General features: G+C 70.7%; 19 protein-coding genes and 1 tRNA gene. 10 read left to right on the top strand and 10 right to left on the bottom strand.

Features of this window, described 5'->3' with window-relative positions; all coding sequences use genetic code 11:
• Positions 1–546 precede the first annotated feature (546 nt).
• Positions 547–984 carry an ATP-binding protein gene (locus GPA10_RS14425; protein WP_157165881.1) on the bottom strand — a complete coding sequence of 146 codons (438 nt, stop codon included), beginning with the start codon at positions 982–984 and terminating at the stop codon, positions 547–549.
• 150 nt (positions 985–1,134) lie between these two features.
• Between GPA10_RS14425 and GPA10_RS14420 the strand changes: the two genes are divergently transcribed.
• From GPA10_RS14420 to GPA10_RS14400, 5 genes are all read left to right on the top strand, one after another.
• Positions 1,135–2,487 (top strand): NsdA family TPR-like regulatory protein, encoded by a 1,353-nt coding sequence (locus GPA10_RS14420; protein WP_157165880.1) that lies wholly within the window; start codon positions 1,135–1,137, stop codon positions 2,485–2,487.
• Positions 2,488–2,947: 460 nt separating this feature from the next.
• Positions 2,948–3,238, top strand: a complete 291-nt coding sequence (locus tag GPA10_RS14415) for a hypothetical protein (protein ID WP_157165879.1) — start codon at positions 2,948–2,950, stop codon at positions 3,236–3,238.
• Between the two features lie 215 nt (positions 3,239–3,453).
• Positions 3,454–3,816, top strand: a complete 363-nt coding sequence (locus tag GPA10_RS14410; RefSeq protein WP_157165878.1) for a hypothetical protein — start codon at positions 3,454–3,456, stop codon at positions 3,814–3,816.
• Between the two features lie 489 nt (positions 3,817–4,305).
• Positions 4,306–5,706: an NAD(P)/FAD-dependent oxidoreductase gene (locus GPA10_RS14405; RefSeq protein ID WP_079085961.1), complete on the top strand. Its 1,401-nt coding sequence runs from the start codon at positions 4,306–4,308 to the stop codon at positions 5,704–5,706.
• A gap of 242 nt (positions 5,707–5,948) precedes the next feature.
• Positions 5,949–7,307 (top strand): SAM-dependent methyltransferase, encoded by a 1,359-nt coding sequence (locus GPA10_RS14400; protein ID WP_157165877.1) that lies wholly within the window; start codon positions 5,949–5,951, stop codon positions 7,305–7,307.
• A gap of 112 nt (positions 7,308–7,419) precedes the next feature.
• Here the strand turns inward: GPA10_RS14400 and GPA10_RS14395 are convergent, their stop codons facing one another.
• Both GPA10_RS14395 and GPA10_RS14390 read right to left on the bottom strand, forming a co-directional pair.
• Positions 7,420–9,936 carry an ABC transporter permease gene (locus GPA10_RS14395; protein WP_157165876.1) on the bottom strand — a complete coding sequence of 839 codons (2,517 nt, stop codon included), beginning with the start codon at positions 9,934–9,936 and terminating at the stop codon, positions 7,420–7,422.
• 312 nt (positions 9,937–10,248) lie between these two features.
• Positions 10,249–11,022 carry an ABC transporter ATP-binding protein gene (locus GPA10_RS14390; RefSeq protein ID WP_058845997.1) on the bottom strand — a complete coding sequence of 258 codons (774 nt, stop codon included), beginning with the start codon at positions 11,020–11,022 and terminating at the stop codon, positions 10,249–10,251.
• A gap of 473 nt (positions 11,023–11,495) precedes the next feature.
• Between GPA10_RS14390 and GPA10_RS14385 the strand changes: the two genes are divergently transcribed.
• Positions 11,496–11,578 (top strand) — tRNA-Leu (locus tag GPA10_RS14385).
• 68 nt (positions 11,579–11,646) lie between these two features.
• Here the strand turns inward: GPA10_RS14385 and GPA10_RS14380 are convergent.
• On the bottom strand, positions 11,647–12,441 hold the full coding sequence (locus tag GPA10_RS14380) for a VOC family protein (protein ID WP_157165875.1): 795 nt from the start codon (positions 12,439–12,441) through the stop codon (positions 11,647–11,649).
• Between the two features lie 210 nt (positions 12,442–12,651).
• On the opposite strand from GPA10_RS14380, the gene GPA10_RS14375 reads away from it, so the two are divergent.
• Positions 12,652–13,845, top strand: coding sequence for a 4-hydroxybenzoate 3-monooxygenase (locus GPA10_RS14375; protein ID WP_157165874.1), 1,194 nt, complete (start codon positions 12,652–12,654; stop codon positions 13,843–13,845).
• Between the two features lie 178 nt (positions 13,846–14,023).
• A complete protein-coding gene (locus tag GPA10_RS14370; RefSeq protein WP_058845994.1) occupies positions 14,024–14,947 on the top strand; it encodes a Bax inhibitor-1/YccA family protein in 924 nt (307 codons plus the stop codon).
• 133 nt (positions 14,948–15,080) lie between these two features.
• On the opposite strand, the gene GPA10_RS14365 is transcribed toward GPA10_RS14370, so the two are convergent.
• On the bottom strand, positions 15,081–15,311 hold the full coding sequence (locus GPA10_RS14365) for a DUF4287 domain-containing protein (protein ID WP_058845993.1): 231 nt from the start codon (positions 15,309–15,311) through the stop codon (positions 15,081–15,083).
• A 101-nt stretch (positions 15,312–15,412) separates the two neighbouring features.
• Between GPA10_RS14365 and GPA10_RS14360 the strand changes: the two genes are divergently transcribed.
• Positions 15,413–15,724 (top strand): hypothetical protein, encoded by a 312-nt coding sequence (locus GPA10_RS14360; protein WP_058845992.1) that lies wholly within the window; start codon positions 15,413–15,415, stop codon positions 15,722–15,724.
• A 51-nt stretch (positions 15,725–15,775) separates the two neighbouring features.
• On the opposite strand, the gene GPA10_RS14355 is transcribed toward GPA10_RS14360, so the two are convergent.
• The 3 genes from GPA10_RS14355 to GPA10_RS14345 all read right to left on the bottom strand — a co-directional run bounded on the left by GPA10_RS14355 (position 15,776) and on the right by GPA10_RS14345 (position 19,654).
• The gene (locus GPA10_RS14355; protein ID WP_343040828.1) at positions 15,776–16,600 is read right to left on the bottom strand and encodes a hypothetical protein; all 825 of its coding nucleotides are present in this window, start codon (positions 16,598–16,600) and stop codon (positions 15,776–15,778) included.
• Positions 16,601–16,892: 292 nt separating this feature from the next.
• Complete coding sequence (locus GPA10_RS14350; protein ID WP_058845990.1) at positions 16,893–18,113, bottom strand: acetyl-CoA C-acetyltransferase; 1,221 nt, start codon at positions 18,111–18,113, stop codon at positions 16,893–16,895.
• Positions 18,114–18,655: 542 nt separating this feature from the next.
• Positions 18,656–19,654 (bottom strand): SGNH/GDSL hydrolase family protein, encoded by a 999-nt coding sequence (locus tag GPA10_RS14345; protein ID WP_343040919.1) that lies wholly within the window; start codon positions 19,652–19,654, stop codon positions 18,656–18,658.
• Between the two features lie 256 nt (positions 19,655–19,910).
• On the opposite strand from GPA10_RS14345, the gene GPA10_RS14340 reads away from it, so the two are divergent.
• Positions 19,911–21,320 carry a cystathionine beta-synthase gene (locus tag GPA10_RS14340; RefSeq protein WP_343040827.1) on the top strand — a complete coding sequence of 470 codons (1,410 nt, stop codon included), beginning with the start codon at positions 19,911–19,913 and terminating at the stop codon, positions 21,318–21,320.
• A 908-nt stretch (positions 21,321–22,228) separates the two neighbouring features.
• Here the strand turns inward: GPA10_RS14340 and GPA10_RS14335 are convergent.
• Complete coding sequence (locus tag GPA10_RS14335) at positions 22,229–22,660, bottom strand: hypothetical protein (RefSeq protein WP_157165873.1); 432 nt, start codon at positions 22,658–22,660, stop codon at positions 22,229–22,231.
• A 41-nt stretch (positions 22,661–22,701) separates the two neighbouring features.
• Complete coding sequence (locus GPA10_RS14330; RefSeq protein WP_246259100.1) at positions 22,702–24,162, bottom strand: purine-cytosine permease family protein; 1,461 nt, start codon at positions 24,160–24,162, stop codon at positions 22,702–22,704.
• Between the last annotated feature and the right edge of the window lie 54 nt (positions 24,163–24,216).

Raw genomic sequence — 24,216 nt, 5'->3', positions numbered from 1 at the left:
CGCAACCGGGCTGGGGGCAGGGAACGCGGAGGTGCGTCCTGCTCAAGGACGGCGCGAGCCGCCATCGGGCGGCGTCCATGCGGGGCAGCACCCGCAGCCACGTGCGGCGAAAGTGCTCGGCCGCCTGCTGTCGGCTGTAGGTCTCGACGGAGTGGGGGACGCGCAACCGCTCGGACATCGCGGTGAACATGGGGCGGTACAGCGAGTCGACCTGATCGGCGATGCCCCGCTCACCCAGGGCGTGCGCGTATGCCCGCTGATAGCGGTGGCCGGACTTGTTGTCGGTGACGATGGTGTACGGAGCGTTGTCGAGGGCGCTGAACCGGACTTCGACGGGTACGCCGAACTTGTCCCGGAGACGGGCGGCGGTGACGAACGCAAGGGTCTGCACGAGAGAGGTCCCGATGTGTGGGGCCCCGTTGATCTGCGTCCCCCCGGTGGACACGATCCGTTCGGGCGCAGCGTCGAGGACTCGGGGCGTGAGCACGTCCTCGGCGTGGTGGAGTGCGTTCGCGAGGACCGTGTTCGGTGACACGGGGTGGATGGTCACCGTGGCACCTCCGCCCACACGGTTTTGCCGAGCGGTGCGTCGGCCACGCCCCACTCCAGGCACAAGGCGTCAAGAATGATCAGCCCGCGACCACGGTCGCGTTCGCTGGACTCCGGGCGGGGCCGCGGACGGCGCCTCACGGGGTCCTGCACCTCGACCCTCGTCCTGGTGTGGTCGGCTTCGAGCGTGAGCCGCAGCGAGTCGCCGGGCTCCGTGCCGTACCGGATCGCGTTGGTGACCAGCTCGCACGCCACCAGGACGACCGTCTCCATGTGATCCCCGGACGCAACCGGGACGTGGTGCCGGATGAACTCGCGCACGAACGCGCGCGCCGCGCCGGCCGATGCGGGCTCGCCTTCCAACAGCAGGACAGGAGGCGGGCCGATGGGAGGGGCACAGCAGGAGGATGTGGTGCCCCGCCGTCGTTCGATCATGCGTCTCCCCTTAGGGCGGACTGTTACGGCCCGGCTCGCGGACCGTGTGGTTCCTCGAACCAGGCAACACGCGAGGGGAGAAGGGGGGTACCGTCGGGAGGGGTGTCGAAGCGTGTTGTTTTCGCTACCCCCCGTAGCGGAAGGCTGAAAATGAAGGCGCCGAACGGCAAGCTCGCGCAGCGGTTGGACCAGTCGAAGATGAGCCGGGGTGAGTTGGCGCGGCGCGTGAGATCCAAGGCTCTCCAGTGGAAGCAGCCACATATCTCACCGGACGCGACCCGTGTTCGGTGCTGGCTCCAAGGTGAGACGCCGCGTGCGCCGCTGCCGGACATCATCGCCGCCGTGTTCTCCGACCATCTCGGATTCCGGGTCACGACGTACGATCTCGGGCTCGGCGACGGCGGGGCGGCCGATGCTGCGCTCGTGTACAACTCCTCGTACGCAACTACGGTGGAGGTCGTCGCAGACTTGGGGAGAGCTGACGTGGACCGACGAAAGTTCCTTGCAGCCGCACCGTTTGTGGCCGTCGCGGGGGTCGGACCCTCGCGGGACTGGCTGTTGAACACGCTCGATCAGGAACCCGAACCGGGGCCGCGGGTGCGTCTTGAGGACGTGACCGCTGTGCGCAACATGTTCACGACCTTCCAGCGCATGGACATCTTCCAGGGCGGAGGTTCGGGCCGACTGGTGCTGGCCGACTACATGAACGCCCACGTCTATCCACTCCTGCGCCGCGCCCACAGCGAGGACGTGCGGCGCCCGCTGTGCGAGGCCGCCGCGGAACAGACGTACCTGCTGGGCTGGATGGCCTACGACAACGGCGAACAGAGCATCGCGCAGCGCTACTTGATCCAGTCGCTGCGCCTGGCCGAGGAGTCGCGGAATCCGGCGCTCGGCGCCCATGTGCTCGCGGGAATGGCCGATCAAGCCACCCTGCTCGGGGACCCGGTCGAGGGGCGCCGACTGGCACAGGCGGGCCGTCAGGGGCTGCCGAGGTCCGCGTCGTCGGCCTGCATGGCCGACCTGTGGTGCCTCGAAGCCCGGGCGCTCGCGCTGCTGGGTGACAAGTCGGCCGCAGCCCACGCGGTCACCCGCTCGGAACGGGAGTACGCACGGGTCGACCTCGACAGTGAACCGGAGTGGGCGGCGTTCATCGACCCGGCGTACCTGCACGGAGAGCACGCGAACACCTTCCGTGACCTGGGCGATGCCGAGGCGGCCGAAGAGCACGCCCGCCGGTCCATCGAGCATGCCGCCGGCCAGAAACGGGCCCGTCGCGGTGCGATGTCGCAAGCCGCTCTCGCGGTGTCCCACCTCCAGCGTCGCGACCTCGAGGCCGCGTACTCGGCGGGGATCCGGACGCTCAAGCTGTCGAGCCGGGTCAAGTCGTCACGGGCGGTCGAGGCGGTGCAGGATCTGCGGAAGCGCATGCAGCCGTTCGGCGGGCATCGACTGGTCGCCGACTTCAACGACCGGGCCCGTGAACTGGTCGCCGCAGCGTAGTCGTTGAAACGCAAGTTGTCCCCGCTCACCGGCTTGTGCCGGTGAGCGGGGGCGCATGCGTCAGCTTGATCCTGCCTGGTCGGTGCGGCGCAGCGCCGACCCTGCTCGACGACCTGATCGGGCAGGCGTCCGCGGAGGAGGCTCCTGTCCGACTCGACGTCTGAACGGTACCCGCTCGTCTTGGCTGCGGATCATCGACGACGACGGGAAGGCACCGCCCCTCCGTTTCCGGGCGGGGCGCCCCTCCGGCGGCTCGCTCGGTGCCCCGCCACGGCCGTCCGCATGGGCGGAGGCGGAAGGGGAGGGCGTGCTGTGTGCGCGGTGGCGTGGTCACGGAGCGCGTCGCGCGCCGTGGCCGGGGCGTGTACTTCCGTACGCTCGCTACGTTGTGTGTCCGTAAGGGAACTTTCTGTAAGTGAGGAGGCGTGCTCGGCGGCTCCCGCGAACAGGAGGAATACGCATGCGGCGCATCGCACTGACACTCGGATCCCTGGCGGCGGCCGGGGTGCTGGCTCTCTCCGTGCCCGGCTTCGCCGTCGCTGCCCAGGGGACGCTCACCATCGTGCCCACGGTCTACGAGAACCCCAGTGGCTGTTACAACGGCCAGATCTGGCCCCTGATCGTGCAGAACGGCACCGACACCGTCGCCGTCGTCCACGACGGCCCCGATTGCAGCGGAAGCGTCATCGGGGAAGTCGCGCCTGGAGACACCGGAACCTTCGAATTCGGCGCCAGCGTCTCCATCGCCTGACCGCCGCTTCGGCCCTGCGGCCGTCAAGAGCCTGCGGCCGTGAAGAGCCTGCGGCCGTGAAGAGCCTGCGGCCGTCAAGAGCCTGCGGCCATGAAGAGCCTGCGGCCATGAAGAGCCTGCGGCCGTGAAGAGCCTGTGGAACGGCGCAAGGCGACAGAGGTGCCGCGTCACACTGTCGTCGTTGCCGACGACGACAGTGTTTGGAGGGGGCGCGGATGGGGCTGTTCAAGCGCAAGAAGGATGAGGACGAGGCCGGCTGGAGGGTCGAGCGCGGCACCGGCGACGGAGACGGAATGGAGCACCGGTGGCGACTCCGCATGGACAGGGTCGACTCGTCCGTCGTGACCCAGCACAGGCCGACCCTCGAAGCAGCCGCGCACAAGAGTGGGCAGACTCTGCACAGTTACTGCGAGTGGGTCGCCCTCATGCCCGAGCACGAACTCCACCACTGGCGGGACAGGCTCATCGACGGCGTCGCCACCGAGGAGGAGGCCGTGCTCTACGACGCATGGCTGGATGTCCGGCACACGCTCCGGGAGGAGCAGCTCCGCGCTCCCGGAACGCCGTGGGACTTGTGACGCGGAAGCCGCCCCAGCACCTCGGTCGCGCCACGGGCCCCGAGAGCCTGCTCGACGGCGCCGCCCGAGCGATCGCCGGAGCGATCGCCTGAGCGTCGAAAGAGACGTTTGAGCGGCCGAAAGAGGGGCTAGGAGGCCTCCCGGAGGCAGCCCGGCGGGAAAGTTCGTGAAGTTCTTCACAAGGAAATCGGCCCAGTTGGGCGCGGTTTTGCGGTCTTGGGGCCGTCCGGGAGCGATCAGAGCCGGGCGGGGTAGGTCCGCCGAGGGGTTCCGGCGCGTTTCGGCCGTATGAACAGGAGGGTGGTTCACTGGGTCCTGGCGACAGGAGCGGCAGCTCACGAGGGGTTGACAACGACTCGTGAGGCGTACTGGTTCCCCCGGACCGCCATGACCTCCGTCACGTGGGCGGCGAAGTGTAGCAGAGGCCCTGCCCATGCTTGTGAAGGGGCGCACGAGCGACCCCCGCGAAGGGGGTGGATACTCGATGGCATGAGCACCACGGAGCGTCCCAGGATCCTCGTAGTAGGCGGTGGGTACGTAGGCCTGTACGCAGCTCGACGCATTCTGAAGAAGATGCGCTACGGAGAGGCGACCGTCACGGTCGTCGACCCGCGCTCGTACATGACGTACCAGCCCTTCCTCCCCGAAGCCGCGGCCGGCAGCATCTCGCCTCGGCACGTCGTCGTCCCGCTGCGACGCGTGCTGCCCAAGGCGGAAGTCCTCACCGGCCGGGTCACCACCATCGACCAGGACCGCAAGGTCGCCACGATCGCGCCGCTCGTCGGCGAGGCGTACGAGCTGCCGTTCGACTACCTGGTCATCGCGATGGGCGCGGTCTCCCGCACCTTCCCGATCCCCGGCCTCGCCGAGCAGGGCATCGGCATGAAGGGCATCGAGGAGGCCATCGGCCTGCGCAACCACGTGCTCGAGCAGCTCGACAAGGCCGACTCCACGACGGACGAGGAAGTCCGCCGCAAGGCACTCACCTTCGTCTTCGTCGGCGGTGGCTTCGCCGGTGCCGAGACCATCGGCGAGGTCGAGGACATGGCCCGCGACGCGGCCAAGTACTACAAGAGCGTCAAGCGCGAGGACATGCGCTTCGTCCTCGTCGACGTCGCCGACAAGATCCTCCCCGAGGTCGGCCCCAAGCTCGGTGCCTACGGCAAGGAGCACCTGGAGGGCCGTGGCGTCGAGGTCTACCTCAAGACCGGCATGGACTCCTGCGTGGACGGCCACGTGGTCCTGAACAACGGCCTGGAGGTCGACTCCAACACCATCGTGTGGACCGCGGGCGTCAAGCCGAACCCGGCCCTCGCGCGCTTCGGTCTGCCGCTCGGCCCGCGCGGCCACGTGGACACCCGGACGACCCTCCAGGTGCAGGGCACCGACTACATCTGGGCCGCGGGCGACAACGCCCAGGTGCCGGACGTCGTCGGCCGCAAGGCCGGCAACGAGAACGCCTGGTGCCCGCCCAACGCCCAGCACGCGCTGCGCCAGGCCAAGGTCCTCGGCGACAACGTGATCTCCGGCATGCGGGGCTTCCCGCAGAAGGAGTACAGCCACGCCAACAAGGGCGCGGTCGCGGGCCTCGGCCTGCACAAGGGCGTCGCGATGATCGTCATGGGCAAGATGAAGATCAAGCTCAAGGGCCGTCTCGCCTGGTACATGCACCGCGCGTACCACGGCATGGCGATGCCGACGTTCAACCGCAAGATCCGTGTCTTCGCGGACTGGACGCTCGGCATGTTCCTCAAGCGCGAGGTCGTCTCGCTCGGCGCCATGGAGACTCCCCGCGAGGAGTTCTACGAGGCCGCCAAGCCGGCCCCGAAGCCCGCCGCCGCGGCCGCTCCGGCCGCGGAGAAGACCGAGGAGAAGGCCAAGGCCTCCTGACGGAGACCGACGCTTCCTGAGGCCGGATACCTCCGGTACCGCTCGCAGTACGCCGAAAGGGCCCCCGCCATCCGTGGTGCGGGGGCCCTTTCGGCGTTTCCCGCGTTCCCGCTATCCCCTTAGTGCTCAGTACATGTATTTTGCCCATTCGTGACGGGGCAACGGGACTGCGCACGCACTCCGTTGGTGTTTACGTGGTGTCGGACGTTCCGTTCCGCGACGCGATCACGGAGGTGTGCGCCATGCAGGATGCCGCGGTGCGGCTCAAGAACCTCGCCGAGCAGCTCACGGGAGCCGAGCTGCCGATCCGAGTCCGCGCCTGGGACGGTTCCGAGGCCGGACCGCCCGGCGCGCCCACCCTCGTCGTGCGCCACCGCCGAGCCCTGCGCCGCCTGTTGTGGAAGCCGGGGGAGCTGGGCCTCGCCCGCGCCTGGGTGGCGGGGGACATCGATGTCGACGGCGATCTGTACGTGGTGCTCGACCTGCTCGCCGAGTACATCTGGGAGCGCGGCGAGGACGCCAGGACCCTCGCCGACAACCTGCGCGACCCGGAGGTCAGATCCGCGGCCAGGTCCCTGTTCCGGCTCGCCGCGCCCTTCGTGCCGCCGCCCGCGCCCCGCGAGGAGACGCGCAGGCAGAGCAGGCTGCACCGGCACACCAGGGGCAGCGACAAGAAGGCCGTCAGCCACCACTACGACGTCGGCAACGACTTCTACGAACTGGTCCTCGGCCCGTCGATGGTCTACTCGTGCGCCTACTGGGAGTCCCCGGACGCGACCCTGGAGGACGCCCAGCGCGACAAGCTCGAACTCGTCGCCCGCAAGCTCGGCCTGCGCCCCGGCATGCGGCTGCTCGACGTCGGCTGCGGCTGGGGCTCCATGGCCGTGCACGCCGCCCGCGAGCACGGCGTGAGCGTCGTCGGCGTGACGCTCTCGCAGGAGCAGGCCGCGTACGCGAGGAAGCGCATCGCCCAGGAAGGGCTCACCGACCGCATCGAGATCCGCGTACAGGACTACCGCGACGTGCGCGATGGCCCCTACGACGCGATCTCCTCCATCGGCATGGCCGAACACGTGGGCGCCGACCGGTACCTGGAGTACGCGAACGACCTGCGCGCACTCCTGAAGCCCGGCGGGCGCCTCCTGAACCACCAGATCGCGCGCCGCCCGCAGGCCGACGAGTCCGCGTACACGGTCGACGAGTTCATCGACGCCTATGTCTTCCCCGACGGCGAGCTCGCCCCCCTCGGCACCACCGTCGGCCTCCTGGAGCGGGCCGGCTTCGAGGTCCGCGACGTGGAGTCCATCCGCGAGCACTACGCCCTCACCCTGCGCCGCTGGGTCGCCAACCTGGAGGCCCACTGGCCCGAGGGCGTCCGCCTCACCAGCCCCGGCCGCGCCCGCGTCTGGCGCCTCTACATGGCCGCGAGCGCCCTGGCCTTCGAACACAACCGCATCGGCGTCAACCAGGTCCTGGCGATCCGCACCCCGGAGGAGGGGACGTCGGGCCTTCCCCTGCGCGCCAGGAAGTGGCTCTCCGGTCCGCCTGGCGGCGAGGATTTCAGCCCGGGGGACGAGAAACTCAGCCCGTCCGGCGTTTGAGGACGAGCCGCGAAGCGGCGACAGGGGGGCAAGGGGCGCAGCCCCAAACGAACGGGGCCCGGGGCGCACCAGCACCCCGGGCCCCAGCCCCCCGCTCAGCACAGCGCAAGCGTTACTCCGACTTGATCGCCTGCAAAGGGTTGAGCCGCGCAGCGGACCGCGCCGGCCAGACGGCCGCGAGGACACCGACCACCGCCGCGATCGCGAGGAAGACCACGATCCGGCCCACGGGGACCTCCATGGTGTACGTCTGCACGGTGTCGGCGATGCTGTCACCGGCGATCCACCCGAGGAAGAGGCCGAGTCCCACCCCGAGCGCCGCGCCGAACAGCGAGATGACGACCGACTCCAGGCGCACCATCTGCTTGATCTTCGCGCGGTCCAGGCCGATCGCGCGGAGCATGCCGATCTCGTGCTTCCGCTCGAAGACGGACATCGCCAGGGTGTTGATGACCCCGAGGACGGCGACGAGTATGGCCATGGCGAGCAGCCCGTACAGCATGTTCAGGAGCATGTTGATGGCGCCGCCGACCTCGTTGCTGATGTCGTCCTTGTCCTGGATCTTGATGGCGGGGTTGTCGCCGAGCGCCTTCACGACGGCGTCCTCGGCCTTGTCGGACGTACCGCCCTTCATCTTCAGGAGGAGCTGCTGGTCGACGACCTTCGACAGGTGCGGGGTGACGTTGGCGGTCGGCGTGAACAGACCGTTGATCATCTCGTTCTGCTGGTAGACGCCGACGACCTTCAGCCGCACGGTCTTGTCGTCCTGGTCGAACTTCACCGGGACGGTGTCACCGGTCTTGATGCCCTGGTTGTCGGCGAGCTCCTTGTCGATCACTGTGGCCCTGCCGTGCAGACCGGCCAGGGAGCCGCTGGTGAAGTCCAGGTCGACGAGCTTGCCGAAGGACTTCGCGTCGACGCCGGTGATGTCGGTGTAGCTGCCGTCGGCCTTGCCGGAGGCGGTGCGCAGGGCGGAGCTGGCCTCGACCTCGGGCAGCTTCGCCAGCGTGTCGTGGACCTTGGGGGTCAGGGGCTGGAAGTTCGCCATGGAGACGGCGTAGTCGGCCTTCAGGGAGTCCGTCGCCATCTTGTTGATGGCGTTGCCCATGGAGACGGCCACGACGGTCATGGCGGTGATGAGGGTCAGACCGATCATCAGGGCCGAGGCGGTGGAGGCGGTGCGGCGCGGGTTGCGGACCGAGTTCAGTCGGGCCAGCTTGCCGGTGACCCCGAACGGCTTCAGGAGCGGTCCCGCGGCGGCGATGAAGGGACGGGACAGCAGCGGCGTGAGGACGATGACGCCGACGAGGATGACCCCGGCGCCCCCGGACTTCACGTAGTTGTCCTCCATGAACATCATGACCACGCCGAGCGCGACGATCAGCGAGCCGATGGTGTTGCGGACGACCAGGCCGCGTGTGGTGGGTGTGGCGTGCACGCTGTTCATCGCGGCGACCGGCGGGATCTTCGCGGCGCGGCGACCGGGCAGCCAGGCGGCGAGCATGGTCACGACCACGCCGATGAGCAGCGCGGTGGCGATCGTCGCCGGGGCGATGACGAGGGGCCCGTCGGGCAGCGAGGCGCCGCCCGCGTTCATCAGGGCCTCCAGGCCGACGGCCACGCCGATGCCGAGCGCGAAGCCCGCGACGGCGGCGACGAGGCCCACGAGGAACGCCTCGATCAGCACGGAGCGGGTGACCTGGCGGCGGGAGGCGCCGACGGCGCGCATCAGGGCCAGTTCCTTGGTGCGCTGGGCGACCAGCATCGTGAAGGTGTTGGCGATGATGAAGATGCCGACGAACAGGGCGATGCCGGCGAAGATCAGCAGCACCTGGCTCATGGAGCTGGTGTTCTGCTCGATCATGCGGTCCTGCTCGTCCTTGAGCGAGGCGCCGGTCTCCGCCTCGGCGTCCTTCGGCAGGATCTTCTCGACGGAGGCCTTCAGGGCGCCCTCGGAGGTGCCCGCGGCGGCCTTCACGTCGATCTCGTCGTACGACATGTTCTTCTTGCCGAGGGCCTCGCGCGCCGTGTCGTTGTCGAACACGACCAGGCTGCCGCCCGCGACGACGCTGCCGTCGTCGGTGTCGAAGATGCCGGTGACCTTGGCGGTGCGCACCGGTCCGTCGGTGGAGTAGCGGACCGTGTCGCCCACCTTGTAGCCCGTGCGGTCGGCGGTACGGCTGTCCAGGGCGATGTCACGGGCCGACTTGGGGGCGGCGCCGTCGGTGAAGTCGTAACGCGGGTCCTTGCCGTCCTTGCCCGGGAAGAAGTTGGCGCCGGTGGTGCCCCACTCGCCGCCGACCAGCTTGCCGTCCTTGTCGGCGAGCGCGGTGAAGCCGGAGACGCTGCCGAGCGCGGACTCGGCGCCGGGCAGCTTCCTGGCCTCGGCGAGCAGCCCGTCCGTCAGCGGCGGCCGCTTGGTGTCGCTGTCGTCGGCGTCACCTTCGGGAGTGATGGCGACGGAGACGTGGTCGAAGCTCTTGGCCGATTTGTTCTTGTAGGCGGAGCCGAAGGTGTCGGTGAAGACCAGCGTGCCGGAGACGAACGCGACGCCGAGCATGACGGCGAGCACGGTCATCAACAGCCGGGCCTTGTGCGCGAGTACGTTGCGCAGGGCGGTACGGAACATGGGAGTCAGTCCAGGGTGAGGGTCGGGCGAGAACTGGTGGGCCCGGGTGCGGGCGCCCCGTCAGGGGCGCGGGGAACTGCGCGACCAGCCACAGCCGGTCCGGTGGGCCCGGGGAGTGTTCAGCCGAAGCGGCGCAGGAGGGGGGCCGCCCACAGCGGGGCCGACCAGCCCTAGCTGGTCCGCCCCGGGTGCGGGCGCCCCGTCAGGGGCGCGGGGAACTGCGCGACCAGCCACAGCCGGTCCGGTGGACCCGGGGGGTGTTCAGCCGAAGCGGCGCAGGAGGGGGGCCGCCCACAACGGGGCCGACCAGCGCTAGCTGGTCCGGCCCTTCGCGTCGAAGTCCTTCATGCGGTCCAGAACCCCGTCAGCCGTCGGCTGATGCATCTCGTCCACGATCCGCCCGTCGGCAAGGAAGATCACGCGGTCCGCGTACGAGGCGGCCACCGGGTCGTGGGTGACCATCACGACGGTCTGGCCCAGCTCCCGCACCGAGTTGCGCAGGAAGCCGAGGACCTCGGCGCCCGAGCGCGAGTCCAGGTTGCCGGTCGGCTCGTCACCGAAGATGATCTCCGGCCGGGAGGCGAGGGCGCGGGCCACGGCGACGCGCTGCTGCTGGCCGCCGGAGAGCTCGGTGGGCCGGTGCGACAGGCGGCCCGCGAGGCCCACCATGGAGATGACCTGCTCCAGCCACTGCTTGTCGGGCTTGCGGCCCGCGATGTCCATGGGAAGCGTGATGTTCTCAAGGGCGGTCAGTGTCGGCAGCAGGTTGAACGCCTGGAAGATGAAACCGATCTTGTCCCGGCGGAGCTTGGTGAGCTGCTTGTCCTTGAGGGTCGACAGCTCGGTGTCACCGATGCGCACGGAGCCGCCGCTGAAGCTGTCCAGGCCCGCCACGCAGTGCATCAGCGTGGACTTGCCGGAGCCGGAGGGGCCCATGATCGCGGTGAACTCGCCCTGCCCGAAGTCCACGGAGACACGGTCGAGCGCGACGACCTGAGTCTCGCCCTGGCCGTACACCTTGGAGAGATCCGCGGCACGCGCGGCCACGGCGGTCGACCGGGCGGCGTAGCTGGTGTGGGTGGTCACGGGAGGGTGCTCCTGTCGGGACGACGAGTGGGGACGTACTCCATCGTCGCGGCCGATCGGTCCCGTGGAGTCAGCCGCTGTTCCGGTTCCTGGGGGCGACTCGGGTCGGACTCGGTGGGGTCATGTCATACCTGGGGATGAGGGGGTGCCCCTACGCGAAGTAGGGGGTGTGCCCGCCGGGGCCGGACCGCACCGGACCCTCACCGGAACCCCACCGGAGGTCCACCACAGGCCCGCCGGACCCCACCGGAGACCTCCGGGCGCGGACGTCTCGCCCGGGACGGCTAAATTCCGTCAATTCCCTCACCTTCGAGGGGCCCGGCCCACAAGGCCCATGGCATGTACCACCGGCGCGTACCAGGTGCTGATGCACCCTCAGACGTCAATAAAATAAGACAACGTCGGGCTGTTGTTCCGCTGTTCGGGGGATGCCTCCCGATAGGGTCGAAGCCTTGATGCGGAGCCCACGGCCTGCCCGGATGGTGGAATGCAGACACGGCGAGCTTAAACCTCGCTGCCCCTAGCGGGCGTACCGGTTCAAGTCCGGTTCCGGGCACCTCCGCCGCCTCGTCTCCCGCACGGTTCCCCGTACGAGACGTTCATCGACCATTCAACCAATGATGGTCAACTCGCCCCGGGGGCAACGCTCTTGATGACCGCGAAAGGCGCTCCCCACGGGTCCGCCAGGATCGCGAGCCTGCCGATGCCCTCGACGTCGGTGGGCGGCACGAGCGCCGCGCCCCCGGCCTCCACGGCCTTCGCGTGTGAGGCGTCGCAGTCGGCCACCTCGAAGTAGGGGTGCCACTCCGGCCGCGCGCCCTCGGCCACGTTCTGCGGGGACAGCTCCGTCAGGCCGCCGTGGGCGTGCTCCTCGCCGCGGCCCGCCGGTGTCAACACGGTGTACGTCAGGCCGGGGTCCATCGGCACGTCGGTGCACTGCCAGTCGAAGACCGTGCGGTAGAACGCCTTCGCCATCGCGGCGTCCGTGGTGAACAGCTCCACCCACGCGAGCGAGCCCGGCGCACCGGCCACTTCCACGCCCTTGCTGCCGGTCGGCTGCCAGACCGCGAAGTCCGCGCCCGCCGGGTCGGTGAACTGGCCCATGCGGCCGAAGTCGAACACGTCGCCCGGCTCCACCCGGACGCTGCCGCCCGCCTGCTCGACGGTCTTGGCGGAGGCGTCCGCGTCCGGCGTGTGGAAGTACAGCGTCCAGGCGGCGGACGCGCCCTCCTCGGTCAGCGGGCCGACCCCGGCCACGTTCCTGCCGTCCTGGACGAAGGAGCCGTACCCGCCCTCGGGTCCGGCAGGACGGTACTGCCAGCCGAAGACGGCGGAGTAGTAGGTCACCGCCGCGTCGGCGTCCGGCACCCCCAGGTCCAGCCAGTTCGGGGCGCCCGGGACGAAGTCGGTGGAAAGCATGGTCCTGCCCTGCCCTTCCTTCGAGGGTCGGCGGCCGGGCCTGCCACGCCGGGGCGGGGGCGGGCCTCGGTCCGTGCCGGATCCGGGCTCGGCACCCCGGATCCCGGTGTACGTGCGCATCCCCCAGCATGGCAGCGGTCACCGACAACGGTGCCCGCGAATACCGGCCGCCCGTTGACACCCGCCCGGGGCGCCCGGACACTCCCGTGAATGCGGACGACTGTAGCGATCATCGGAGCCGGGCCCGCGGGCCTGCTGCTCGCCCGCCTGCTCGACGAGGCGGGCATCGACTCCGTCGTCCTGGAGAGCCGCGACCGGGCCCACGTCGAGCAGCGCCAGCGCGCCGGCATCCTGGAGCAGAGCACGGCGGACGCCCTGCGCGCGGCGGGCGCGGGCGCCCGCATGGACCGCGAGGGCCTGCCGCACACCGGCATCGAGCTGCGCTTCGACCGCCGCGGGCACCGCGTCGACTTCCCCTCGCGCACCGGCGGCCGCTCGGTGCTCGTCTACGCCCAGACCGAGGTGTGCAAGGACCTGATCGCCCTGCGGTTCCGCACCGGCGGCCCGCTGCTCTTCGGCGCCCGCGCCCTGGCCGTCGAGGACGCCGACACCGACCGGCCCCGGGTGCGCTACCGCCACGGGGGCCGCGAGGAGGTCCTGGAGTGCTCCTACGTCGCCGGGTGCGACGGCTACTGGGGGATCTCGCGGGCCGCGGTGCCGCCCGCGCTCGCCCGGACCTACGAGCGCACGTGGCCCTACGCCTGGCTCGGGATCCTCGCCGACGCGCCGCCCTCGCACCACGAGCTGGTGTACGCCCGCCACGACCGCGGCTTCGCCCTGCTAAGCATGAGGCCGCCGGCCGAGGGCGCGGACGCCCCGGTCTCCCGGCTCTACCTCCAGGTACCGCCGAGCACCGAAGCCGCCTCCTGGAGCGACACCGAGATCTGGGACGAGCTGGACCGGCGGGTGGAGACCGACGGCGGGCGGCCCCTGGAACGCGGGGCGATCACGGCCAAGGCCGTCACCCCGATGCGCTCCTGGGTCCACGAGCCGATGCGGCACGGCCGGCTCTTCCTCGCCGGGGACGCCGCTCACATCGTGCCGCCCACCGGCGCCAAGGGCCTCAACCTCGCCGTCGGCGACGTCGTCACTCTCGCCCGTGCCCTTGTCACACACCGTGACACCGGCGATCCCGCGGGGATCGACGCCTACTCCGCGGACTGCCTGCGCCGGGTCTGGGGGGCCGAGCACTTCTCGTACGCGATGACGGACCTGCTGCACCGCCACCCCGACGCCACCCCCTTCGACGACCGGCTGCGCCGGGCCCGCCTCGACCGGATCGCCACCTGCGCGGCCGCCGAGACCGACCTCGCCGAGGGATATACGGGGGTTCCGTTCCCCTGAGGCGATTCGTTCCCCCCGGGGCGCGCGGGCCGGGACGGAACACCCGGAGCTCCCTGCGCGTTCTTTCCACAAATGGGGAAAGATCCTCCCTGAGCACTAGGGCCGGATCTTTGCCAGCCCATTACTCTTGTACCAAAGCCACACACGGTGGCCATGACGGTGGCCATGGAGGAGTGAGATGAGGAGCAGTAACCCGGTCTTCTCGCGACGGGGGTTCAGCCGCGACAACGGCTATGCGGGCTTCAACGCGCAGCCGCAGGCCGGGGGAGCCGCCGTCGGGACGCAGCAGGCCAATCCGTACGCGCAGGGCAACCCGTACGCGGGCGCGGGCCAGCAGGCCCCCACCAACCCCTACGCCAACAATCCGTACGCCCAGCAGGACCTCCAGGGCGCCCCGCCGCAGACCCCGGTGACCACCGGCCGCATGACGATGGACGACGTCGTCATGCGCACGGCCACCACGCTCGGCACGCTCGTCGTGACGGCGGCGCTCGCCTGGGCGCTGCTCCCGGTGGACGACGCCAACATCGGCAAGTCGTACGGCATCGCGATCGGCGCCGGTCTGATCGCGATGATCCTCGGCTTCGTGCAGGCCTTCAAGCGCAAGGCCTCGCCGCCGCTGATCCTGGCGTACGCCGCGCTCGAAGGTGTCTTCCTCGGCGTCGTCTCCAGCGTCGTCGACAACCGCATCGCGAGCGGCGCCGCCATGCAGGCGGTGCTCGGCACGATGGCCGTCTTCCTCGGCGTCCTCGTGGCGTACAAGGCGGGCTGGATCCGCGTCAACCGCCGTTTCTACGGCTTCGTGATGGCGGCCGCCCTCGGCTTCATCCTGCTGATGGGCGTGAACCTGCTGTTCGCGGCCTTCGGCGGCGGTGACGGCCTCGGCTTCCGCAGCGGTGGCCTCGGCATCATGTTCGGCATCATCGGCATCCTGCTCGGTGCCTGCTTCCTGGCCCTGGACTTCAAGCAGGTCGAGGACGGCATCGCGTACGGCGCCCCGCGCGAGGAGGCCTGGCTCGCCGCCTTCGGCCTCACGATGACGCTGGTGTGGATCTACATGGAGTTCCTGCGGATCATCGCGATCCTCCAGGGCAACGACTGACGACCGCCCCCGGGCGGCTGACGTCCCGATCACGGCCGAAGGGCCCGCGGAAACCATTCCGCGGGCCCTTCGCCGTTGCCGGGGTACTGGCTGATCCGTGTGTCTGGTCTCTGCGGGGGAACGGGGGTCGGGGTCAGAGCAGCTTGCGTGCGGCACGACGGAGGTCGTACTCGTGGATGATCGCTTTGGCGTGGCCGTACGCGAGGTCGTGTTCGCCGCGGAGCCAGCTGACCTTCTCCTCGAATCGGAAGAGAGAGGGGCCCTCGTCGACGGTGCGCAGCCAGTCGGAGACTTCGCGACCTGTGCAATGGGGGATGCGGGCGAGCAGATTGCGGTGGGTCTCCTCGGAGAAGACTTGGGACATCGGCGCCTCCGGACGCGTTCGATGTGGTCAGTCCTTCACGCCACCGTGCCTGAGGGTTCGGGTATTGGCAACAGTCCCGGCTCGGCGCGTAGGGTCGCACAGTGCTCGATACGACGCCTTTGATCACGGCAGTTGACCGTTTCGCGGACCGGTTGCGCGCCGCCCCGCAGTCCCGCCTCCAGCGCGGCGCGGCGGCCGAAGCCCTTGAGCTCGCCAGGGACTTGGCCGTGCGTGCGCAGGAGCGGGAGGCCCCGGGAGCGGAACCGCACCTGATGCCCGACGCGGGCATGTTCGCCGCCGCCGACCAGGTCACCGTCGCGGGGCGGGACTTGGCGGTCGTGCTGCGCGACGAGAAGGACCTGGAGGAGGCGGTGCGCCTGGTGGAGGAGTCGCTGGCGCGAGCCGGGGTGTGAGTGCGCCGGGGCGGATCCGCGTATCGCAGGACCCGGACCCGGCGGCCGGGCTCAGACCGACGCGATGACGCGGTCCGCCAGGATGTAGACGTTCTCGCTGCCGCAGGCGAACGTCAGGGCGTAAGCGCCCGAGACGCCGGAGCCGCCGAGCAGGACCGGCGCCTCGCCGTCGCGCAGGGCGGCCGCGAGGAGCTCCGCGGTCTCGCGGTGGCCCGGGGTCATGCACAGCGTGGTGCCGTCCGTGAAGACGTAGACGTCCAGGGTGCCGAGCGGTCCCGGGCGGACGTCGGCGAGCGCGGTGCGGGCGTCGGCGAGCTCCTCCAGGCAGGCCACGGTGCGCTCGTGGTCGGCGTGCGCGGGGGACTGCACGGGGACGAAGTCGGGGTGGGAGGGGTGGCGGCGGCGGGCCGCGGCCAGCTCCGGGGAGTCCGCGGCGAACTCGTCCGGGGCGCCGCCCTGGTCGGCGAACGGCTCGACGACCGGCTCCAGGCTCTCGGACTCCAGGCCCGCGAGGTCCGCCTGGCGCGGCAGGAACAGCTCGTCCGCCATGCCCTCGGGCAGCCCGCTCAGGAGCGAGGGCGTGTCGGCGATGTCCCGCGCCTCCTGGGCGGCCCAGAAGGCGCGCGCCTCGGCGAGCTCGCGCTCCCGCTCCTCGGCGAGGGCCTCCGCGACCGCCGTGCGTATCTCCTCGGTGTCCACCGCGGTGCGGGCGGCGGGTACGCAGGCGCGGCCGACCGCGGCATGGCGGCTCTCGGCGAGTTCGGTGCGCAGGTCGGTGATCTGCTTCCGCAGGCCCCGCACGGAGTGCAGGGCGGCGGCGCCCGCGGCCGTGGCGGCGGCCGCGCAGAGCAGCAAGGCAAGATGCGTGGCGCTCACTGACGTACTCCCGGTTTCAAGTCGACCCCCGACTTCCTACATCAGCTTGAAGCCTGCACGATTCGGCTGTCAGTGCATTACGTCACGAATTGGACAGGACTTTCGGCCCGGTGTTTACCAGTGGAACCGCGCTGACCTGGGCACTTGCCCTTCTCTCAGGGGATTGGTCACATCCTGGGGGAGATTGGGTCACGAATGGGTGGCGGGCCCTGAGAGGCCGCCGTTCTCCCGCGGTGCGAGACGGGCGGCCACTCAGGGTGCCGGACAGGACACCGGCAGGCTCGGAGCCCGGTCAGCTCAGGCGCTCGACGACCATCGCCATGCCCTGGCCGCCGCCGACGCACATCGTCTCCAGGCCGAACTGCTTGTCGTGGAACTGGAGGCTGTTGATCAGCGTGCCGGTGATGCGGGCGCCGGTCATGCCGAAGGGGTGGCCGACGGCGATCGCGCCGCCGTTGACGTTCAGCTTCTCCAGCGGGATGCCGAGGTCGCGGTAGGAGGGGATCACCTGGGCGGCGAAGGCCTCGTTGATCTCGGCGAGGTCGATGTCCCCGATGGTGAGCCCGGCGCGCTTCAGGGCCTGGTTGCTGGCCTCGACCGGGCCGTAGCCCATGATCTCGGGGGACAGGCCGGAGACACCGGTGGACACGATCCGGGCCAGCGGGGTCAGGCCGAGCTCGCGGGCCTTGGTGTCGCTCATGATCACCAGGGCGGCTGCGCCGTCGTTCAGGGGGCAGCAGTTGCCCGCCGTGACCAGGCCGTCGGGGCGGAAGACGGGCTTGAGGCCCGCGACGCCCTCCATCGTGACGCCCGCGCGGGGGCCGTCGTCCTTGCTGACGACGGTGCCGTCGGGGGTGGTGACCGGGGTGATCTCGCGCTCCCAGAAGCCGTTCTTGAGGGCTTCCTCGGCGAGGTTCTGCGAGCGGACGCCGAACTCGTCCATGTCCTGGCGGGTGACGCCCTTGAGGCGGGCGAGGTTCTCGGCGGTCTGGCCCATCGCGATGTACGGGTCGGGCAGCAGGCCGTCCTCGCGCGGGTCGTGCCACCCGGCGCCCTCGGACCCGGCGACGGCGGCGGTGCGGGCCTCGGCGTCGGCGAACAGGGGGTTGTGGGTGTCGGGCAGGCCGTCGCTCGAACCCTTGCCGAAGCGCGAGACCATCTCGACGCCCGCCGAGATGAAGACGTCGCCCTCGCCCGCCTTGATGGCGTGCAGGGCCATGCGGGACGTCTGGAGCGACGAGGAGCAGTACCGCGTGACCGTACAGCCGGGGAGGTGGTCCATGCCCATCTGCACGGCCACGATCCGGCCGAGGTTGTGGCCCTGCTCGCCGCCGGGCAGGCCGCAGCCCAGCATCAGGTCGTCGATGTCCTTCGGGTCCAGTTGCGGGACCTTGGCCAGGGCGGCCTGGATGATCGTGGCGGTCAGGTCGTCGGGGCGCAGCTCCTTCAGGGAGCCCTTGCCCGCACGGCCGATGGGGGAGCGGGCGGCGGAGACGATCACGGCTTCGGGCATCACGGGCTCCTACTGGCGGGGGCGCCCTCGGCAGGGCAGGACTCCCTGGAAGTTACCTGCCCGTAACGGCGTTGGTCATCGGGTGGGGGCTGTGATGCGGGCCGCATTTCTAAGCGGGTGCTCAGGCCGGGTGCTCGGGGCTCCGCCCCGTCAGGGGCGCGGGGAACTGCGCGGCCAGCCGCGACGCACCCGCGGTCGCGACTGCTCGCCGTCCCGCCGGTCGCGGCTGCGGGTTTTCGTGGGTTGCGCGCGCCGTTCCCCGCGCCCCTGAGGGGCCCCGTCAGGGGCGCGGGGAACGGCGCGATCAGCCACGGCGTACCTGCGGTCGCGTGTGCTGGGTGGCCTGCCGGTCGCGGCTGCGGGTTTTTGTGGGTTGCGCGCGCAGTTCCTCGCGCCCCTGAGGGGGCCCCGGTAGGGGCGCGGGGAACTGCGCGGCCAGCCGCGACGCACCCGCGGTCGCGACTGCTCGCCGACCCGCCGGGTGCGTCTGCGGCTTTTCGTGGGTTGCGCGCGCAGTTCCTCGCGCCCCTGACGGGGCGCCCTCAGCTGATCGGTGACGGGTTCGGTTCCTGGATGCGCCGGCGGCGGCGGCGCTTGAGCAGGGCCCACGGCCCCCTGGGGCCCGTGGGCATGGCGCCGGTGACCTCCGTGCCGCCCTCCGCCGCCGCCTGCGCCGCCGCCCGCGCCACGGGCAGGAAGCCCTCGCGCCGGGAGACATCCGGACGCTCCTCCTCCGGCCACAGGCCGAGCGCCGCGCACAGCGTCGGCAGCAGGGCCATCGCCGCGGTGGCGTACCCCTCCGCCGAGGGGTGGTAGTTGTCGGGTCCGAACAACTCCCGGGGGTTCGCGAGGAACTCGGGGCCGAGCAGGTCGCCGAGCGACACCGTACGCCCGCCCTGCTCCACCACGCCGATCGTCTGCGCGGCGGCGAGCTGCCGCGAGACGCGCCGGGCCAGCCACCGCAGCGGCTGGTAGACGGGCTCGATGGTGCCGAGGTCGGGACACGTGCCCACCACGACCTCCGCCCCGGCGGTCCGCAGCCTGCGCACCGCGGCGGACAGCATCCGCACCGACCGCGTCGGCGGCATCCGGTGCGTCACGTCGTTCGCCCCGATCATCACCACGCAGACGTCGGGCGCCGGGCCTGTCTCGTCCGACAGGACCAGCGAGACCTGCCGCTCCAGGTCGTCCGACTGCGCCCCGGGCTGTGCGACCACCCGCACGTCCACCGGCCGCTCCGCCACCGCCGCGAGCCCGGACGCGAGCAGCGCGGCCGGGGTCTGCTGGACCCGGCGCACCCCCTGCCCCGCGGCCGTGGAGTCGCCGAGCACCGCGAACCGCAGCGGCTCGGCGCCGCCCGCGCGGTCCGCGAGCGAGGCGCCGTACCGCCCGTCCGCCCGTGGCGGCGCCCCGACACCGCCGTTGCCCACCGATCGCTTGGCCAGCTGCACCTCGGCGAGGACGAGCCCTACCGTGGCCGCGCCGAGCAGCCCGATGCTTCCGCCGCCGTACGCCGCGCCCGCGGCGATGCGCCGCGCCACCCTCGCCCTCGACACCCCGTGGTCACCTCAGCAAAGTCGTCCCGAGCCGTACATCGTCGTCCTGAGCCGTACAAGCGGGCGCACATCCGGCGTACGCCCCGTACACCCACTCATTGCCCCGTCGGACGGGGCGGCCAATCGCAACGGGAGGTGAACCGGCGAGATGGAGCCGTAGTCTGACCGCACCCATATATCTCGTACGACGTCCCTTCCTGGGACATCCACGACATCGCAGCCCGGAGACACGGAGACAACGGTGCATTTCCACGACTCGATGATCAGCCTCGTCGGCAACACCCCGCTGGTGCGGCTCAACAACGTGACCAAGGGCCTCAAGGCCACGGTCCTTGCCAAGGTCGAGTACTTCAACCCGGGCGGCTCGGTGAAGGACCGTATCGCGGTGCGCATGATCGAAGCCGCGGAGGAGAGCGGCGCACTCGTCCCCGGCGGCACGATCGTCGAGCCGACCAGCGGCAACACCGGCGTCGGCCTGGCCATCGTGGCCCAGCAGAAGGGCTACAAGTGCGTCTTCGTCTGCCCTGACAAGGTGTCCACGGACAAGATCAATGTGCTGCGCGCGTACGGCGCCGAGGTGGTCGTCTGCCCGACCGCCGTCGACCCGGAGCACCCGGACTCGTACTACAACGTCTCCGACCGGCTCGTACGGGAGATCCCCGACGCCTGGAAGCCGGACCAGTACTCGAACCCCAACAACCCCCTGTCGCACTATCACTCCACCGGCCCCGAGCTGTGGGAGCAGACGGAGGGCCGGATCACCCACTTCGTGACGGGCATCGGTACCGGCGGCACGATCTCCGGCACCGGCGGCTATCTGAAGGAGATCTCCGGCGGCAAGGTCAAGGTCGTCGGGGCCGACCCGGAGGGGTCGGTGTACTCCGGGGGCTCCGGGCGGCCCTACCTCGTCGAGGGCGTCGGTGAGGACTTCTGGCCGACGGCCTACGACCGGAACGTGACGGACGAGATCGTCGCCGTCTCGGACAAGGACTCCTTCCAGATGACGCGGCGCCTCGCCAAGGAGGAGGGGCTGCTCGTCGGCGGCTCCTGCGGCATGGCGGTCGTCGCGGCGCTGCGGGTCGCCGAGGGGCTCGGGCCCGACGACGTGGTGGTCGTCCTGCTGCCGGACTCCGGCCGCGGTTACATGAGCAAGATCTTCAGCGACGAGTGGATGAACGACTACGGCTTCCTGGAGGAGGCCGGGGATCAGCCGCGCGTCGGTGACGTGCTGCGCCCCAAGGAGGGCGGCGAGCTGCCCTCGCTCGTCCACATGCACCCCGAGGAGACCGTCGGGGAGGCCATCGAGGTCCTGCGCGAGTACGGCGTCTCGCAGATGCCCATCGTGAAGCCGGGCGCCGGGCACCCCGACGTGATGGCCGCCGAGGTCATCGGCTCCGTCGTGGAGCGCGAGCTGCTCGACGCGCTGTTCACCCAGCGGGCCTCGCTCGGTGACCCGCTGGAGAAGCACATGTCCGACCCGCTGCCGCAGGTCGGCTCCGGCGAGCCCGTCGGTGACCTGATGTCCGTCCTCGGCGGCGCCGACGCGGCGATCGTCCTGGTCGATGGCAAGCCCACCGGGGTGGTGAGCCGTCAGGACCTGCTGGCGTTCCTGGCCGTGCAGCAGGGTGGGGCCCCGCAGGCGGGGCGCTGACGCTGCCTTGCGCCCCGGTGCGGGCCGCCGGGCCTCCGGGGGTTTCGGGCCTCCGGGCTCCCCGGCCCCCGGGCCTCCGGACTTCCGGATCGCCGGAGCTTCTGAGATCTGAGATCTGAGATCTGAGATCCACGGAAGCCGGAGCGGGGAAGCGGAAGCGGAACTTCGCGGAAGCGGTACGAACGTGACACGTTCGCGCAGTACCTGCTTAACACTCGCCTGGGAGCGTTGGGGTGTTGGCGTCAGGAACTTCCGGAGCGGCTCCCGGACTTCCCCCGGCGCCGTGGACGCGGATGCCCGGCCCTGACCCGGCCCGCGCCCCTCGCGGGGACCGCCGTCGTCCCGCCCTCCGGGGGTTCCCCCTCCGCAGGTGTTGGCGGTCCCCGCGCCCACCCACCGGGCCCGCAGGTCCTTCCCCACCGGCTGGTGGGTGGGTCGTCGCGCCGGCGCGTTCGTCCTCGCTCGCCGGACGGGCTTGGACCACGGGCCGGTGGGTGGTTTGTCGCGCTGGCGCGCTCGTCCTCAAGCGCCGGACGGGCTGATATGCCCCGCGGGGCGGGTTGAGGGGTGGCCGCGGGGCGGCCTGAGAGGTGCCGCCGGGTGGGCTGGGGCGTCGGCTGTGGGGACTGTCGCGCCGGCGCGTTCGTCCTCGCTCGCCGGTCGGGATCGAACCACGGGCCGGTGGGTGGTTTGTCGCGCTGGCGCGCTCGTCCTCAAACGCCGGACGGGCTGATATACCCCGCCGGACGGGCTGATATACCCCGCCTGGCGGGGGATGCTCCGCCGCGCAGGGGCGGGCACAGTGCCCCGGCCCGGGGCAGGGGCAAGCCGCGTGCAGTGCGGAACGGGTGGGTGGGTGGGGGAAGAGCCCGGCCGGTGATGGAGGGTGGCGCCCGGTGGGGGCGGGGTCAGTCGTCCCAGGCGGTGGGTTTGCGGTCGCGGGAGCGGAGGGCGGCGAGAACTCCCGTGCCCCGCGCGGCATGCACCGCGTTGACGCCCACGATGCCGAACCAGGTGACGAAGAGCCCCGAGAGCCCCGCGTTGACCACGCCGATCGCGGACAGCGGGATGGCGAGGATCAACGAGACGATGCCGAAGCCGAACCGCTCGCCCCACGAGTCGACCCCGCTGTCGGGCGTGCGGGCGCCGCGCGCCACGACCATCTGCTGCTCCGCCATGTGCCGGCGCATGCGCCGGTCGATCGTGCCGTCCAGACGCTGTTCGACCTTTTCCAGGAAGGAGTCGACCAGCGCGGACTCGTACTCCTCGCCGAGGTCCTTGCGCGCGTGCAAGGCGGCGTCGAGTTCCTTCTTGAGTTCGGCGTCACGTGGGGCTTCCATAGCCCATACGGTACGCAGCCCCACGCCCGCCGACAGTGGGGCTAGCCCCCCATTCCTGCTTGGGTCAGACCCCCCGGCGCCTCCGGGGCCTCCGGGGTCCCCAGGGCTTCGGGGGCAGGGGCGAGGATCGTCTCGGAAGGGATGTGCGCCGTGTTGCGGCGCGCCAGCGTCCAGTACAAAGCAGCGGGCACCACGAGCCCCACGATCCAGGAGACGTCCGCACCACCGAGCGGATCCACCAGCGGGCCGGTGTAGAAGTGCGTGACCAGGAAGGGCAGCTGGGCCAGCAGGCCGACGGCGTACACGGCCAGGGCGTCCCAGCGCCACGCCCCGTACCGGCCGTGGGGGTCGGACAGCGCCGGGATGTCGTACCGCTCCTTGGAGATCAGGTAGTAGTCGACGAGGTTGATCGCCGACCAGGGGGTGAAGAAGGTCAGCAGGAAGAGCAGGAAGTCCTTGAACGAGGACAGGAAGCTGTCCTTGCCGAGGAGCGCCACGGCCGTGCCCGCGACCATGATCAGAGCGATGTACGCCGCCCGCCCGCGCGGCGACAGCTCCTTCTGGCCGCGGAAGCCGCTGACGCTCGTCACCATCGACATGAACCCGCCGTAGGTGTTCAGGACGTTGATGGTCAGCTTGCCGAGCGCGATCACGAAGTACAGGAAGGACGCGACCAGGCCGGTGCCGCCGAGCCCGACCACGTACGCGACCTGGTCGCCCATGAACGCCCCGCCCGCGCTCGCCGCCACCAGGACCCCGAACGTCATCGACCACTGCGCGCCGAGCGCCGAACCCGAGAGCGTCCACCAGAACGTGGCCTTCCCCGAGGTCGTCCGCGGCAGATAGCGCGAGTAGTCCGCGACGTACGGGCCGAAGGCGAGCTGCCACGACGCCGACAGGGAGACCGCCAGGAGGAACATCGGCAGGTCGAAGTGGGCGTCGGAGACCAGGGCGGACAGGTCGACGCGGTCCAGGAGACGGATGCCGAGGTAGACGAAGGCGGCCGCGCAGATCACGCTGGCGACCCGGCCGAGCGCGTGGATGACGCGGTAGCCGACCGCCGCCGTCACCGCCGTCACCGCGGCGAACAGCACGATCCCGGTGGTGTCGTCGGTGTGTGTCAGCTCGGCCGTCGCCTGGCCCGCGAGCACGCTGCCGCTCGCGAAGAAGCCCACGTACATGAGGACGACGAGGAGCAGCGGGACCACGGCGCCGCGCACCCCGAACTGCGCCCGGGACTGGATCATCTGCGGCAGGCCCAGCTTGGGCCCCTGCGCGGAGTGCAGTGCCATCACCGCGCCGCCGAGGACGTTGCCGAGCACGAGCCCGACGACCGACCACACCACGTCCCCGCCGAACACGACCGAGAGGGCGCCCGTGACCACGGCCGTGATCTGGAGGTTCGCGCCCAGCCAGAGCGTGAACTGGCTGAACGCCGTGCCGTGCCGCTCCGCATCGGGGACGACGTCGATGGAGCGCCGCTCCACCAGGGAATCTGCCATGCCTACCCCTTACGTGCGCTGCCTCCAGGACACACGGGTCACCCGCGTCGGCCG

The organism is Streptomyces typhae, from assembly GCF_009755605.1.
Lineage (GTDB): Bacteria > Actinomycetota > Actinomycetes > Streptomycetales > Streptomycetaceae > Streptomyces > Streptomyces typhae.
Note: the sequence above shows the minus strand (reverse complement) of the source record. Positions and strands in the feature narration are given on the sequence as shown.

Excerpts from the sequence above, each read along its gene's own strand:
- GPA10_RS14425 (WP_157165881.1), bottom strand. The coding sequence starts at position 984 with ATGATCGAACGACGGCGGGGCACCACATCCTCCTGCTGTGCCCCTCCC.
- GPA10_RS14420 (WP_157165880.1), top strand. The coding sequence starts at position 1,135 with ATGAAGGCGCCGAACGGCAAGCTCGCGCAGCGGTTGGACCAGTCGAAG.
- GPA10_RS14415 (WP_157165879.1), top strand. The coding sequence starts at position 2,948 with ATGCGGCGCATCGCACTGACACTCGGATCCCTGGCGGCGGCCGGGGTG.
- GPA10_RS14410 (WP_157165878.1), top strand. The coding sequence starts at position 3,454 with ATGGGGCTGTTCAAGCGCAAGAAGGATGAGGACGAGGCCGGCTGGAGG.
- GPA10_RS14405 (WP_079085961.1), top strand. The coding sequence starts at position 4,306 with ATGAGCACCACGGAGCGTCCCAGGATCCTCGTAGTAGGCGGTGGGTAC.
- GPA10_RS14400 (WP_157165877.1), top strand. The coding sequence starts at position 5,949 with ATGCAGGATGCCGCGGTGCGGCTCAAGAACCTCGCCGAGCAGCTCACG.
- GPA10_RS14395 (WP_157165876.1), bottom strand. The coding sequence starts at position 9,936 with ATGTTCCGTACCGCCCTGCGCAACGTACTCGCGCACAAGGCCCGGCTG.
- GPA10_RS14380 (WP_157165875.1), bottom strand. The coding sequence starts at position 12,441 with ATGCTTTCCACCGACTTCGTCCCGGGCGCCCCGAACTGGCTGGACCTG.
- GPA10_RS14375 (WP_157165874.1), top strand. The coding sequence starts at position 12,652 with ATGCGGACGACTGTAGCGATCATCGGAGCCGGGCCCGCGGGCCTGCTG.
- GPA10_RS14370 (WP_058845994.1), top strand. The coding sequence starts at position 14,024 with ATGAGGAGCAGTAACCCGGTCTTCTCGCGACGGGGGTTCAGCCGCGAC.
- GPA10_RS14365 (WP_058845993.1), bottom strand. The coding sequence starts at position 15,311 with ATGTCCCAAGTCTTCTCCGAGGAGACCCACCGCAATCTGCTCGCCCGC.
- GPA10_RS14350 (WP_058845990.1), bottom strand. The coding sequence starts at position 18,113 with ATGCCCGAAGCCGTGATCGTCTCCGCCGCCCGCTCCCCCATCGGCCGT.
- GPA10_RS14335 (WP_157165873.1), bottom strand. The coding sequence starts at position 22,660 with ATGGAAGCCCCACGTGACGCCGAACTCAAGAAGGAACTCGACGCCGCC.
- GPA10_RS14330 (WP_246259100.1), bottom strand. The coding sequence starts at position 24,162 with ATGGCAGATTCCCTGGTGGAGCGGCGCTCCATCGACGTCGTCCCCGAT.